Source organism: Ruegeria sp. TM1040 (assembly GCF_000014065.1).
Taxonomy (GTDB): Bacteria; Pseudomonadota; Alphaproteobacteria; order Rhodobacterales; family Rhodobacteraceae; genus Epibacterium.
In genome coordinates, this window is sequence record NC_008042.1 from 72,322 (window position 1) to 86,066 (window position 13,745).

The 13,745-nt window shown below is 52.4% G+C and carries 11 protein-coding genes and 2 pseudogenes; 5 read left to right on the forward strand and 8 right to left on the reverse strand.

Going from position 1 to position 13,745, the window contains the following annotated elements; all coding sequences use genetic code 11:
• The first annotated feature begins 63 nt into the window (after positions 1 to 63).
• On the forward strand, positions 64 to 294 hold the full coding sequence (locus TM1040_RS00320) for a hypothetical protein (RefSeq protein WP_044026403.1): 231 nt from the start codon (positions 64 to 66) through the stop codon (positions 292 to 294).
• A gap of 914 nt (positions 295 to 1,208) precedes the next feature.
• On the opposite strand, the gene TM1040_RS20435 is transcribed toward TM1040_RS00320, so the two are convergent.
• The gene (locus TM1040_RS20435) at positions 1,209 to 1,460 is read right to left on the reverse strand and encodes a DUF6552 family protein (RefSeq protein ID WP_011536605.1); all 252 of its coding nucleotides are present in this window, start codon (positions 1,458 to 1,460) and stop codon (positions 1,209 to 1,211) included.
• Positions 1,450 to 2,154 (reverse strand): SDR family oxidoreductase, encoded by a 705-nt coding sequence (locus TM1040_RS00335; RefSeq protein ID WP_011536606.1) that lies wholly within the window; start codon positions 2,152 to 2,154, stop codon positions 1,450 to 1,452. The genes TM1040_RS20435 and TM1040_RS00335 overlap by 11 nt, the downstream gene beginning before the upstream one ends.
• Positions 2,155 to 2,252: 98 nt before the next feature.
• On the opposite strand from TM1040_RS00335, the gene TM1040_RS00340 reads away from it, so the two are divergent.
• Positions 2,253 to 3,131, forward strand: a complete 879-nt coding sequence (locus TM1040_RS00340; RefSeq protein ID WP_011536607.1) for a LysR substrate-binding domain-containing protein — start codon at positions 2,253 to 2,255, stop codon at positions 3,129 to 3,131.
• A 157-nt stretch (positions 3,132 to 3,288) separates the two neighbouring features.
• Here the strand turns inward: TM1040_RS00340 and TM1040_RS00345 are convergent, their stop codons facing one another.
• Positions 3,289 to 3,984 (reverse strand): hypothetical protein, encoded by a 696-nt coding sequence (locus TM1040_RS00345; RefSeq protein WP_254658794.1) that lies wholly within the window; start codon positions 3,982 to 3,984, stop codon positions 3,289 to 3,291.
• 648 nt (positions 3,985 to 4,632) lie between these two features.
• On the opposite strand from TM1040_RS00345, the gene TM1040_RS00350 reads away from it, so the two are divergent.
• On the forward strand, positions 4,633 to 5,913 hold the full coding sequence (locus TM1040_RS00350) for a glycosyltransferase family 4 protein (RefSeq protein WP_011536609.1): 1,281 nt from the start codon (positions 4,633 to 4,635) through the stop codon (positions 5,911 to 5,913).
• A gap of 61 nt (positions 5,914 to 5,974) precedes the next feature.
• Here the strand turns inward: TM1040_RS00350 and TM1040_RS00355 are convergent, their stop codons facing one another.
• The 3 genes from TM1040_RS00355 to TM1040_RS00365 form a co-directional block, all read right to left on the reverse strand.
• The gene (locus TM1040_RS00355; RefSeq protein WP_011536610.1) at positions 5,975 to 7,408 is read right to left on the reverse strand and encodes a glycosyltransferase; all 1,434 of its coding nucleotides are present in this window, start codon (positions 7,406 to 7,408) and stop codon (positions 5,975 to 5,977) included.
• A gap of 82 nt (positions 7,409 to 7,490) precedes the next feature.
• Positions 7,491 to 8,795: an HlyD family type I secretion periplasmic adaptor subunit gene (locus TM1040_RS00360; RefSeq protein ID WP_254658795.1), complete on the reverse strand. Its 1,305-nt coding sequence runs from the start codon at positions 8,793 to 8,795 to the stop codon at positions 7,491 to 7,493.
• 77 nt (positions 8,796 to 8,872) lie between these two features.
• The gene (locus tag TM1040_RS00365; protein ID WP_011536612.1) at positions 8,873 to 10,585 is read right to left on the reverse strand and encodes a type I secretion system permease/ATPase; all 1,713 of its coding nucleotides are present in this window, start codon (positions 10,583 to 10,585) and stop codon (positions 8,873 to 8,875) included.
• A 249-nt stretch (positions 10,586 to 10,834) separates the two neighbouring features.
• On the opposite strand from TM1040_RS00365, the pseudogene TM1040_RS19825 reads away from it, so the two are divergent.
• Both TM1040_RS19825 and TM1040_RS20115 read left to right on the forward strand, forming a co-directional pair.
• Positions 10,835 to 11,043: pseudogene (locus TM1040_RS19825) on the forward strand (transposase); the annotation flags it as partial.
• 440 nt (positions 11,044 to 11,483) lie between these two features.
• A pseudogene (locus TM1040_RS20115) lies at positions 11,484 to 11,723 on the forward strand (transposase); the annotation flags it as partial.
• Positions 11,724 to 11,904: 181 nt separating this feature from the next.
• On the opposite strand, the gene TM1040_RS00375 reads toward TM1040_RS20115, so the two are convergent.
• Both TM1040_RS00375 and TM1040_RS00380 read right to left on the reverse strand, forming a co-directional pair.
• A complete protein-coding gene (locus tag TM1040_RS00375; RefSeq protein WP_011536614.1) occupies positions 11,905 to 12,102 on the reverse strand; it encodes a DUF6447 family protein in 198 nt (65 codons plus the stop codon).
• 19 nt (positions 12,103 to 12,121) lie between these two features.
• Complete coding sequence (locus TM1040_RS00380; protein WP_011536615.1) at positions 12,122 to 13,657, reverse strand: class I SAM-dependent methyltransferase; 1,536 nt, start codon at positions 13,655 to 13,657, stop codon at positions 12,122 to 12,124.
• Between the last annotated feature and the right edge of the window lie 88 nt (positions 13,658 to 13,745).

Sequence of the window (13,745 nt, forward strand, 5' to 3'; positions counted from 1 at the left end):
ATTGAAAACCTAAGGTTGTTTTTGTCGGCTATTGCACGTCTATTAGCATTTTTGATACCCGCTATGGTTGCAGGCCAGGCCGGGTCTTGTCTCGCCCCTGTCCGGCCATTCGTCCCAAGCGATTCGCAAGCAAGCAGTGACTTCGCTGACATCATTCGGCGCGACTTTGAGGCCTATATCAAGGACGTTCAGCAATACTTCCACTGCCTCGAGCGGGAGCGTGCGCGTGCTTTTGAGGAAGCCGGTGAAGTCAGTCAGGACTACGGTCGGTTCCTGGAGCTGGTGGGGGATTGATGGGCCACTGGGAATGCATCAGCCTTCTAGTTCGTGGAGACCAGGTACGGATAATGCACCCACTCATCCACTTTAGGGAATGTGGATTTCACTGGAAAGCGACGTCACAAAAGACATGTGGCGCGTGGCGAAAACAATCAGAAGCAAAGGTCAGAAGGCTTTGTGTCTGGCGTTGCTCGAGATCCGGAATAAAGCGAACCTCAGCCAAACAGAACTGGCAGTCAAACGCAGACATCACTAATCATGAGTGGTACATGCTGAAAGCGTATCGCGCCGGATCAACGTCGTTGAGCTCATCGCATTCTCCCGTCCCATTGGGTTTGACCCTTTCAAGATATTGGCGATCGTCGAAGCCGCCACGGAGTCCGACCACACATCTGAAAACGAAGAATGGCTAAGTTGCCCTACCTCAGCGGCCTTGTCCCTAGGTGGTTTTCGAAAGGATCAGCTTGTCTACACCCTTGTCGGTAAAACATGCGAGCTGATGAATGTTGTTTATGAGTATGCCAACAGTTTGGCACCTAGGTGTGGAAAGTCTTTGAGCATTGAATGAAAAGCATGGTGACGGCATCGCCATCGCGAACCTTATCGGGACCGATGGGTGTAGTATTGTTGGCTGGGTGTATCGCTGGAGCACAGGTGGGCATGCTGTGATGTGGGGCGTCCATGGCCCCAAGCCGGTTTCGGCGATTTGGCCGGACATAAGTCATGAACAGAAGCTAGAAATTGACTTTGACCGTTTGAAGCGGATTGGAGGCGGCGAAGGCGGATAGGCTCTAAAGCTAGCCGCCAGTTCATATTTGATGGTCGCGGCCGGTCGGCATACCGGACATCGGGGGCGTACGCGGCGAATGCGGACTCTGAGCCCATACCTCCTGAATGCTGCACAGTGCCCAAATGGCTGCTTTCGCTCATCACCCGCTTGCCATACCGGCAATCATTGCGCCGAGTGCGACAAGGTGTACAAGCATGAGCGCCTTGTCATTCCATAGCGCGCCGACGGCGAACCACCCTACGACTCCGAAAAGAAACAAGTAGAGATTCCAAGGTGTCCAGCCAAACCCCGTTGCAGTGTATCCCATGATCTGAACGGCGGATGCGCCCCACTTGACCGCGAAGACAAGGCGCTCGCGCGTCGATACAAGGGCCAAGGTATCAGACGGCACGGGTTAACCCTCCGTCGATACACAGGTTTTGTCCCGTCATGTAGCCACCATTTTCCGAGGCGAGCCACGAAATGAGAGAAGACACCTCCGAGGCGAAACCGTAACGTCCCATTGGAATACGTGCTTTGCGGTCTTCGGTCTCAGGCAGGCTGTCTATGAAACCCGGAAGGACGTTGTTCATGCGAATGTTTTCTGATGCATACTTATCCGAGTAGAGCTTTGTGAATGCGGCAAGTCCGGCCCGGAAGACGCCAGACGTTGGAAAAAGGGGATCGGGTTCGAATGCCGCGAAGGTTGAGATGTTGATGATCGCCCCGCCGCCCTGCGCTTGCATCACAGGTGTGATCAGCCTTGTCGGACGGATAACGTTCATCAGGTAGACTTCCATTCCTTGATGCCAATCCTCGTCACTGATCTCGAGAACCGGACCTTTTGGTCCGTGGCCAGCAGAGTTCACCAAGACATCAATGCGGCCCCAACGATCCTTCGCACCCTCGACCAATTCGTTCAGCGCTTCTCCATCAAGATTGGAGCCCGTTACGCCAAAGCCGCCAAGTTCACCGCCAAGCGCTTCGCCCTTGCCAGACGAAGACAGGATGCCAACCTTGAACCCATCATCTGCCAATTTGCGCGCAGCGTTCGCGCCCATGCCGCTGCCACCCGCCGTAATCAGAGCTACTTTTTCTACTGTCATATCGATCATCCTTTCTTGCTTGAGGCATAAATCGTGCATTTTTTGGCAAACTTGGATTCAGAATTGATGTTATATGACAGTAGAATTACTATTACAGAATGACCGAACTTCCCCCGCTCAACAGTTTGCGTGCTTTTGATGCAGCAGGCCGCCGCCTCAGTTTCCGTGCAGCCGCTGATGAGTTGGGTGTCACGCAAGGGGCCGTTGCGCAGCAGGTGCGACAACTCGAAGCGCATTTTGATGTGGTCTTGTTTGAACGGGTGCCGAAGGGCCTGGCTTTTACGCCAGTCGGGCGCAGCTATCACAACCGGATTGCCGGAGTGTTCGCAGACCTTCGAGCCGCAACTGCCGAGTTGAAGCCAGAGCCGAATAAAGTTCTCATCAGTGTCACGCCAACCTTTGCTGCGAAATGGCTGATTCCCAATCTTCCCGACTTCGCTACAGCACATCCGAACATCGATTTGCGGATCATGGCGACCGAAAAAGTTTCCAGCTTCCATAGTGACGGGATAGACCTTGCAGTGCGCCAAGGATCGCCGCCGTTTGGCGCATCACTGGACGTAACCCTTTTATTCAAGCAATCGCTAGTCGCGGTCGCCGCGCAAAAGCTTGCGGACAAGGGAGGCACTCCTCTTGATCCAGAAACCCTTGCCAAACAGCCGAAGGTCCATGACGCCCATGACCTATGGCCCAGCTATCTGGCGCATTTGGGCGTACAGGACCAGTCTGCTCGGCACCTTCGTCTGAGCCAGACGTCTCTTGCGGTAGATGCAGCTATCGCAGGGCAAGGAGTGGCCTTGGTAAGCCGGTTTCTGGTTGCTCATGACCTTGCAGCCGGACGTTTGGTCGAGGTTGGCGAAGCCTGGGCCCCAGACAGAAATGACTTCTATGTCCTCATGCCGCGAACCGCCAAAAACAATGCGCCGACGACCAACGTCTTGACGTGGCTCAAGTCGCGCTCCGCCAAAGATACCTGATGCCTTGAAACAAAGCGGCCATTTAGATCACTCGGACGAACGGAAACAAGGTCCCGCTCAGCTGACCTTGGCATCGACAGCAGCGAACGACCGGTGATTGAGTAGCTCCGAGTACTTGGGCAGACACGGATGAATGCCAATGCTGTCTTAGTCGGCTTTAGTAGTTCACCTGCTCAAACCCGTAATTGCCCTCATAGTCACGCCAATCGACGAAGACAGATCGGTGGTAGATACCCGGGCAATTCTGGCCCCAACGTTCAAGACCGACATGGGCCTCCGGCAGGGCAGTTATTGAAGATCGTTGCCAGGAAAAATCGCCTTGGATCCCATAGGTGCCGAGGACCACGGTGGCGCTACGGTTGCAGTCGCTGTTACGTCCAGATTCGTGCTGCCGGGCATAGCGAACATCAAAGATGCGGATGGACCGCACGAAATTGAACTCAGGTCCACTGATATCGATGTCCGCGCGATCTTGAACGAGCCGGAGGGCTCGGTCAGTGGGAATGACATCGTCGACTCGTAAGGATTGGAGCGGTTGACGGCTATCGGGTCGGTACAAGGCTTCAAAGATGCGGCCAGCGTTGTTTGATTGCCGATCGCTCTCATAGGAGGCGCCCATGGGACAGCGCCAGATCTGCAGTGGCGGTTCCACCGGCCAAGGGGTAATCCGCCGAATGAATTCGGCGCGAGCCCGGGCGCATGGTACTGAAGCCGGCCAACCGCCAGACAGACACAAGAGGATCGCGCAGTCGATCGGATAGGTCTGCGCGCGTGCGGGCGTCGGCAGCGAAAGACCAGTCACGGTCAAAGCGACTGCGACCGAGGGGAGGAGCTTCTTGATCAGATAGTGCATGCTGCGAAACCTCCGTGACAGGAGTCCAGCATACATACGATAATATACTATCGCAACATCAAGTATAACTACGCATAATGAAGTTTATGTTAAATTATGTCTCTGAAACTTCAGGAAACCTAAAGTCGGTTTTTGTACATATTGCCGTTCGGTTCCAGGATCAGGATTCCTTGGGGCGACACATCTCCATACACACGTTATTGCAGTAGCGCCTTCAGTGCGCTCACGTCAGAAGTACGCTGATGAATCAAACGTTCTCTGCCACCGAAACCAGATACGCGAGTTCGCTGCACTGCAGCTTTGGGTTCAGCAAAACATCTCTCTTGCTGGCACACTACGATCACCATTGCCCATTCGAGCCTCGCCTGTCTCACTCCGCAGGAGTATCCCTAGTCTACAGGCTCTCGTTATGAATGAAGAACCTGACGGGACAGGCCACAGGTCATAGCTCTTGCTTAGGGAACTGATTGTGTGACCGCGGGAATTGTGCTTCAAGCTACACTCAATCGTTGCCCAAAGTCTTTCAGAGGTTTGTGCTCTAGCTTGATTTGGCTAAGGAACTGGCGAGCAGTGGGTAGCAACATGCGTTTCGACCCCTCTTAGCTGTCTAGCCGAGCAAACAACACTGGACGCTGAATTAGAGATCTTATGTCGAGCCCAAACACTATGGTAAAGCCGCAGATTGTTTTTGACTTAACGGAAGTCCTTTTGGCTTCGACTGGTAAACTTAGGTATTATGGCATTGCACGCGTAGCTGCAGAAGCTGGTATCGCGCTTCGGAAGCTGGACGCGTCCATTCGGTTCGCTGTCTTCTCGCAGGGCCACCGGGGACTACTTGAGGTCTTTCCGGAAATACGCGAAGACGGCAGTGTAGAGCTAAACGTTCCTGCGGGCATTCGGCAAATTCGTATGCGCAGCCATCACTATAGCAGGTCGAAGCTTAGAGACCTTATTCTGTCAGCAATTCGACCGCTGATCGACCGGAAAAATCGGTTGTTTTGGGATGAGATTGCGCCTGGAATGCCTCAAATAGAGATGGCGGGTAAGACGTTTGTCACCTGCTCCCGCCCCAAAGTGATCACTGAAATTTTGTGCGCTATGGCGAAACAAGGCGTGTCATGTGACGTCATCCCAATGTTGCATGACATGATACCCCTGCATGATTTTCATCATCAAAGGGCAAGCTTTCCGAAGAACTTTGTCGGCGACAACAGGTTCGTCATCGAGAGGGCAAAAGGCCTCTTGTCAGTATCCGAGTTTACGCGCCAAGAAATTATAGATTTTTCGCAGAGCGATGTGTTGCCGGCAGTGCCCGAAATCATTGCCGTCCCCCTGGTACATCAGTGCCCGATAGGGACAGAACCCGCAGAGCAAGCTCCCCCCGATACTCCATATATTTTGACTGTCGGCTCAATGCTGGGCCGTAAGAACTTAGACGTTGTGTTCGAAGCTTTGCGTGTGTTACAGAGAACAGGTAGCCCATTGCCGAAACTGGTTTTGGCCGGTGCGCCTAGGGGGCGCACACGAACTTATGTCGCAAGTGCGGAATGTGATAGCATTCGGGATCTGGTGCTCTTTTACGAGAACCCAAATCAAACTGATCTCGTAACCCTTTATGAAAACGCCACAGCGGTCATTATGCCAAGCCGCATGGAAGGGTGGGGTTTGCCAGCGGGAGAGGCTCTCTGGTGTGGCACACCTGCTATATGCTCTACGGCTCCTGTGCTTGAAGAAGTTTGCGGCGATTTAGGGTTGTACTTTGATCCTGACGCAGCAGATGAACTGGCAGAATACATTCGCCGCCTACTCACGGATTCTGCGTTTTCGACGAAGTTGCGCATGCGTATTTCAGAGCACAAGTCCAAATTGCGAACCTGGGATAATGTAGCCGAAGATATCGTAGCTGCGGTATCTCGCCTCTCGCGCTAACGGCCGAGACTTAGGCTTCTCCTTAGAGAGGTTGTTCACCCATACAACAGACGCGAATATTCTAGTTAAGGTACTCCAGCAAATCGTTGGTCACATCATCCCAACTACGTAACTGCGTGTTCTTAATCCGTTGCTCTAGCTCCGTTCGCCTACCATCTTCCATGATCAAGCGCTTACACGCGTCTCGAATACTACTGATCGAATGAGCATCACAGTACTCGACCATGTCTCCACCGACCTCTGTCAGTGAGGAATTTTCGGCGACAACACCTGTTTTGCCGAAGCTTAGGCCTTCTCCCACTGGCAAACCCCATCCCTCATATGTGGAGACGTTTGCTGTAAATACGCAATTGTGGAAGAGGAAGGCTAATTCCTTGTCAGTCGGCCTATCCGCGATACTAATCCAGCCATCAAGATTTCCACTCGCCTTCATCCAATCCAGAAATTCATCGATGTACCACCCCTTCTTCCCCGCAAAAATTAGGCGCGGAGGTTCTACTTGAGGATCTTGTATGAGTTGCTGCCAGGCCTGAGCTAAACGCCAGATATTCTTTCTTGTTTCAAGCGTACCAACAACGAGAACATACGGTACCTTTGTCATGTTCAGAAACGATCTGCGCACACCCTTTGTCGCGTTCAGTTTGGATCTAAAGCTTTGAGTATCTAGGGCCGCAGGGCCATCTCCCAGTGCTTGTGCCAACGGCACAACATCGATTGGAAGGTCGGAGTTAATTTCGCTTAGGAAGCATCGTAAATCCTTCCCTGTGTTCTGAGAATTTGCAAAATAACGCGAACAATAGAGAGTAGATCCCTCCAGCCAGCGGTAGAATGTCTCAGAAAAATCATCCGCAAGATGTTCTGACGCGACCAGCGGGATTAGATCGTGAATAAGGAGATCAACTTCAACTCCAAGTTTCTCTTTTAATTCAATAAGATGGTCGTTGAGGTCTTGCAGCCCCCAAGTCGCACCTAAAATAATCAGACGGTCGCCTGATTGCGCCACGTCTTCGAGCGGAACCCGCTTTTGTACCGATGCTGCAGGCGCGAGAACCGGCAGCTCCTTTGAGTTTCTATGGGCTCTTTCTTTCTCGAGCACCCAGCCTTCTAAAGTAGTGCCGCGTCGCTCAAAATAACGATGGTTTCGCTTGTATTCTTCCAGGTTAGCTCGCAGCCAATGATACAAGTATTTCGCGCGCTGGTTGCGATACCGGGTAAGAATACTGGGTACTGTTTGCACCTTGCGCACAGCCTTCCCCAGCAAAGCAGCAGCTAGAAAATCTGGGTCAAATTCTTCCCGTTCAAGAAGGAAATCGGCATCCATCGCCAGATAGCTTTGAGAACCTTTGTCCCACATGCCTACCTTGACGCGCTCAGATCCGAGCTTGCCTACTGCACGCCTAATAACTTCCAGAGCAACGCGCTGTATCCCAGATATTGTCGTTTCTTTTTTGACGTAGAGAACGATATCCGTGATATCAAAATAGTAGGTCTGCATGCGATGAAGCCCTGTTGGTGTGCTGTGCCCCTCCTCTACTCAAGGATACAGGCACGAACAAGCTGTGACCTCAAAGCCGTGCTCATTCTTCTTTCAACGACAAAGCGATCGCGTCTGTCAGAGGGGAGACAAGATAGTTCAAGACACTTCTTTCACCATTTACGATAACAACATCGGCAGGCATTCCGGCTGTCAGGCCTTGTCGCATCTCTTCGCTCATATTCTCCTCTGGAACACGAACTCGAGCCAAATAATAGGGTTCCTCATCACTACGCTCTGGCGTGATGATATCTTGAGAGACACTTTCCACATAGCCCAACACAACAGGTGTCAGTTTCGCCTTAAAGGCAGAGAATCGTACTTCGCTCTCTTGACCTGGCACAACATTGTCAATGTCCAGCGGCGATACACGGCTTGCGATAAGTAAATTGTCATCAGGTGGAACAATCTCCATCAGAATTTCGCCTGGTCGAATAACAGACCCTTCAGTTGTCACACGGATATCTTGTACCACTCCATCACTTGGCGCCCGGATCTCGGTACGATAATAGATATCTTGGGCTACCGTGAGATTTTCACGTATTTCCTTGAGGTCGGTCTGAATATCTCGAAGCTCTCGGTTGGCCCTTTCTTTGAACTCCTGCGACAACTTAAGCCGATTGAGGCGTGCCTCTGAAATAGCAACCCCCACTTGAGCTTCATCTGATATTGCTTCCCCTAGGGAGGCCTCGACTTGAATCAATGCATCTTTTCGCCCAGTGAGAACGTTGTTTTCAATGACACCGCTCTCCGCACCGCGGGTCAAACGTTCAACAAGCTCGCTCTGCAGTTTCAATCGTCGCTCATATGCGTCTTTTTGAAGAGCAAGACCTGCCTTTTGGCCTTCTAGCTGCTCAATCCGGAACTGCAGGATTTCCTGCTCAGAGCGAAAGATAGCCAAACGATCTGCAAGAATCGTGCTCTGAAGATCCAGTACATTCTTGAGTGCCGGAGAGGGATTTGACGTTAGGCTCTCAGGGTAATCGATTTCTTCGCTAAGTGCTTGCTCGGCTAAGAGCCGGGCCTCAATTGCCATGGCTTCTTCTAAACGGTTTCGGAACCGTTCAACATTTGAGCGAGCCTCTACACTTTCGAGAGTAACGAGAACATCGCCTTGGGAAACACTTTCAGCTTCTTTGACATGGATCGTCTGAATGATCCCACCTTCAAGGTGTTGAACCACCTTACGATTACCTTCAAGCTCGACGATACCCGGTGCAACAGTCGCTGAGTCAATTTGTGCGTAAGCCGCCCAACCTCCAAGAACCCCGAAGGTCAGGATAACGATTGCATAGCCAATTCTGCTAAAGCGTTGCGGACTCGAGTATCTTGAAATTTTGTCACGCATTTGGAGGTTGTCCATGTGCTCAGTGTGTAGACAGGTCGACGGTCGAGAAACGCCTTTCACGACTGCGTCAAGTCATTCTAGCGAGAGGTGACCGCACTAACGGTTTGGGGATGTGCGGCTTTGGGTGGTTGTGGCTGGAGAAGTTCTTTTGTCGGGACGAACCGTTGGACACTACCTGCATTCAAAATGAGTGTCTTATCGGAGAGCGACAGTAGGTTAGCTTTGTGCGTTGCTACGATGACTGTTCTTCCCATGGCTTTAAGTTGCTCCAGACAGGCAGCCAGCGCTGCTTCGCCTTCACTATCCAAGTTGGAATTAGGCTCATCAAGAACTACGACTGCAGGCAATCTAAAGATGGCTCTCGCCAGCCCAACTCTCTGCCTCTGCCCGCCTGACAACTGGCTTCCACCATCTCCAACTTCAGTTTGGTAACCGTTACTCAGACCAGAGATCATATCATGAGCGCCTGCCAGTTTTGCAGCCGCAACAATCTCGCTGTCTTCAGCGTCTTCTTGGAAGCGAGCAATATTCTCTGCCACCGTTCCACCGAACAAGCGGATGTCTTGAGATAGATATCCTAACGAATGACCAAGCTGTTTGGGGTCCCAGTGTTGAAGATCGGTGCCGTCTAGCGAAACCTTTCCAACTGATGCTCGCGCCACACCTACCAAGTGTCGTATCAAAGTTGATTTACCAGAGCCTGATGGGCCAACCAATGCAAGAACTTCACCAGGGTTAATATCAAAGCTAACCCCCTTCAAGATGGGCTCTTTCACACCAGGTAAGGCGGAGGTCAGCCCCGCAACTGAAACTTTTCCTTTTGGCGATGGCAGCTCTGTTCGATCAGTCTCATCCGGCAGACTATCAAAGAGCTTTTTCAATCGATCGTTTGCCTGACGAGCTGCGACAAATTGTTTCCACTGACCAACCGCTTGCTCAACAGGCGCAAGGGCTCGTCCCATAACGATTGATGCTGCGATCATAATCCCAGGAGAGATTTGTTGCTTCATGGCTAGATAGGCGCCGACGCCCAGGATTGCCACTTGCAATGTCATCCGAACAAACTTCGAACATGCAAGCACGATACCAGCGCGGTCGCTTGCCCGCGCTTGGGCAGCCAACATCTCATCGCGCTTCCCAAGCCAGCGGTTAAGGAGCTGGTCTACCATTCCCATAGCCCGAATAACCTCTGCATTCTGCAGGGTCGCGCCAGCAAAGTTGGATGCAGCTGCACCCGCCTGATTTGCATCCTGCAAACTTTGCCGAGTCATAAATTCATTGAGCAACGCGAGGGCAAAAATGATCACAGCACCTACAGTAGCAACCGCACCTAGCCATGGGTGAAAGGCAAAGCACAGAACCAAAAACAAAGGTGTCCAAGGAGCATCAAAAAACGACAGAACGCCTTGCCCTGTAATGAAATCTCTAACGCGGTCTGCGTCGCTCAGAGCGTTACGCCCCGAAGAGGCGGGATTAGCGAGCTGCATACGAACCACACGAGAAAATAGCGGGCTCGCAAGCACTTGATCAAATTGCAAGCCTGCGCGAACCAACATTCGAGAACGGGTAAACTCTAACAGACCATACGAAATCAATAACGCAACTGCGATGATAGAAATCATCACCAAAGTTGTCTCATTCCTGCTGGCCAACACGCGATCATAGACCTGCAGCATGTACATCGGCCCGACGAACATTAGCAGGTTTACAAAGAAACTAAACACAACGGTAGCTGCAAGGATAGAGCGATACTTTGCGTAAGCTTGCGCTAACGAGGAGCCGGATTTCATCAAGATAGGTCTCCGATCAGAGCTCTAATAAACAATCTACACCATGCCATAAGCACGACGCGGTAAACAAGCCGTCTAAAGGCATGTCAACACAGTCTAGAGGTGAAAATACAAACACCATGCACTAATCGCTTATTCATCTCAGCGCTTCAGGGTCAGGAGTCATTGATTTCCTTGAGATGGCGTGGTTCACGGTCCGAAAAGCGAGTAGTGAACATGTCTGATCTGTTTTAGCTGACCGACGCCCAGATGACGCGTCTTGAACCTTTCTTCCCAAGTCTCATGGCAAACTCCACATCGATGACCGGAATGTGGTGATTGGAATTATTTTCAATAATTGTAATGGGTCACGATGTGTCGATGCACCGGCGGGATACGGGCCGCACAAGACGCTCTACAACCGTTGGAGGCGGTGGAGCGGAAGGGGCATCTTCGGGCAGATGATGGCCGGTCACGCCATGCTAACATGTGCGTGCTTGCTGAGCATTCCGGCGTCAGCCGCGCCAGGAACTTCAAGATCATCCGGGGGAAGATTTGGCGCTTTACCACAACCATTAATGCGCCCCAGTCCTGTGAACCGCAGAATCAGATGATGGGTCTCACGAAGAAAGCTCGCGCCGCACGCGCCGCGCGTTATCGAACAACCCCAGAAGTCCGCGCCTTAATCCGGCGAAGTGAGATGCCCTTGCTCGCTAACGCCGATCTCTGAAATAAGCGCGATTCCTCTCCTGATCAGAAACATTACCGCTGGCCGAACATCGCCCTGGCCAGAAATGGTCATGCGCCCTGACTGCTATCTTCGCGGTCTCTGCGCGCCAAGCCCAAGACATCTTCTGAGGCCAACTGAACCGCACCGGGTTTTCCGGAGGCTTCAACTCCTGAGTAGGATGAAGCCACAATGAGTAAGACAACAAACAAGTATTCACCTGAGGTCCGCGAGCGTGCAGTGCGGCTGGTGCTGGACAACTAGGGCCAGCACAGTTCCCGCTGGCAGGCGATCATGTCGATCTCCGCAAAGGTCGGCTGTTCGGCGCATACGCTGAATGAGTGGGTCAAGAAGGCAGAAGTCGACAGCGGCAAGCGTGCGGGCGTCCCAACAGATGCCACCGACAAGATGAAGGGGCTGGAGCGGGAGAACCACACAAACGCGCGCCAAAAAGACCCAATACCCCTGAATACACTTCCCCTACATAGGGCAAGATCACCAAACCCACACAGAACGAATCACGTCGGCTTGAACCATGACCTTCGCCAACTTCGCAAATTACCCCGCCTTGAACAAATGCACCGCCTCAAACAAGGCGATGCACCACGGTGCATCAGTTCTTTGGTAACTCGACAGCCAAAGCCAACGCATAGGCATTGGGCGCAGTCTGAACCAGCGTCAGCTGTGTATTCAGACGGGCAATCTCCTGATCAGCCATCTGAACATTAGCCAGTGGCGCTCGGGCCTCACCGCTAAGGTTCTCAAGCAGGCACTCTTTGCCACCTACCGTAACAGTTGGGTTGTCGTTCATGATCGGACCTCCATTATTGCTACGCTATTTGAAGGGCCTTGAGCACGGGCAGAGCTTTCGTCTCAAACTCTTCGGCCTGCGTTGTGAGTTCTGCGAGGTTCTCTTCCGGCGTCTGAAGCGTCTTCCCTCCTTTGACAAGGCTTTGGCCTTGCGCAGCCAACACCTGCCATACCCACTTCGCCCAATCCTCAGGGATTTTCTGGCCGTTCTGCTTGGCCAGCAAAAAGAGCTGTTGGAACCGGGGAACCGTAATAGCTCCGCCAGTCAGTGGAGACGTAAGGTACCGAAGATCATTGCTGCTACGGGCCTTCAGCATAAGCTTAGTGTTCAAGCGCTGCACCTGCTTCTTACGCTTAGATGAGGCTTCCGCATCGGACGCGGGCGCGACAGACCCTGCACCTATCAACAGAGTGATCGCTTGGAGAAGCTGTGCAAAGTTCACGCCCTCTGAGGCCACAGCCGCTTCAATCTGCCCCAGGCTATGAGGCTTTTGATCACCCAACACTTTCAAGATGGGTTGGTAGATTGCATCCTGCAGGGTGGCTTTTAATAGCGTGCCCGTCACTTCCAATGGCACATCCTCCACTGCAACTGTCAAAATGACGCGGCATTCGCGCAGAGCTTCAGAACGATCTAAAGCCGTGAGTTGACGCGCGCCCCGCACCCAGTAGTCCTTCCGAAACTGTTGATTAACCAAAAAGTCACGCACAGTCTGTCGAAATAGCGGGTCAGGGATGCCCGCTAGATGGTCCTGCTGCTCTTGTGTCAGGTTGATCAGATCAACGGCATCAAGGTAGTTGGCAGAACAGGCAAACTCCAGCTTGGCGGGTTCCAACCACCGAGCCATGTCTGCGAAGTACATCGGCAACCAATCTTGGTTAAAGTACTCATGGGCAAGATAATGTCGATCTTGCTCTTTGAGCTTGTCAAATCGCTCTTTGGCTCCAACAACTGCCTTGGTGTATCTAGCGTCAAGGTCGAACATATGAGCGCCAAACTCTATCGCACCGTTGATCTGGCTTACGATCCCCTGACCATTGGTGCCAAAGCGCGCGGCATGCTCCGTCATGAGATGGCGCATAGGAGCAAACCCCGCCCATCCCGGTAGGGTGTTGTAGCTGATGTAGAGAACACCGCCGACCTTCAGCTTGCGGCGTAAGAAGTCCACAATCACGGCGCGGTTCTCGTCTGAGATCCAGCTCCAGATGCCGTGCAGGGCAATGAAGTCGAACTCGGGCAGGTCTTCTCGTGCGCAGAACTCATCAAAGGCTTGATCAAAGAGCTGGGCACCGTTCCCACAATCCGTGGCCAGCTCTTGCGCAAAGCCCGCCTGAGAAGGATTGAAATCCGTACCATGCCACGTAGTAACCGATGCCGCAGCGTGGATGTTCGTTGAAAGCCCCTGCCCAAAGCCAAGCTCACAGGCCGCTCCAACCCTCGGCGGAGCAAGACCTGCGTTGAGGAACGCCAGCTGAATGCGCACCGGGTTCAGTTCCGTGTAATACCCGTAAGTATAACCTATATCCGCGACATACCCTGCTGTCCAATCGCTCATCTTTTTGTCCTCAAGCTTTAAAAAACCTGCCCCCTTTCGAGGGCAGGTCCACTGTAGTCAAGCTCTATCGTTGTATAAACGATATTGG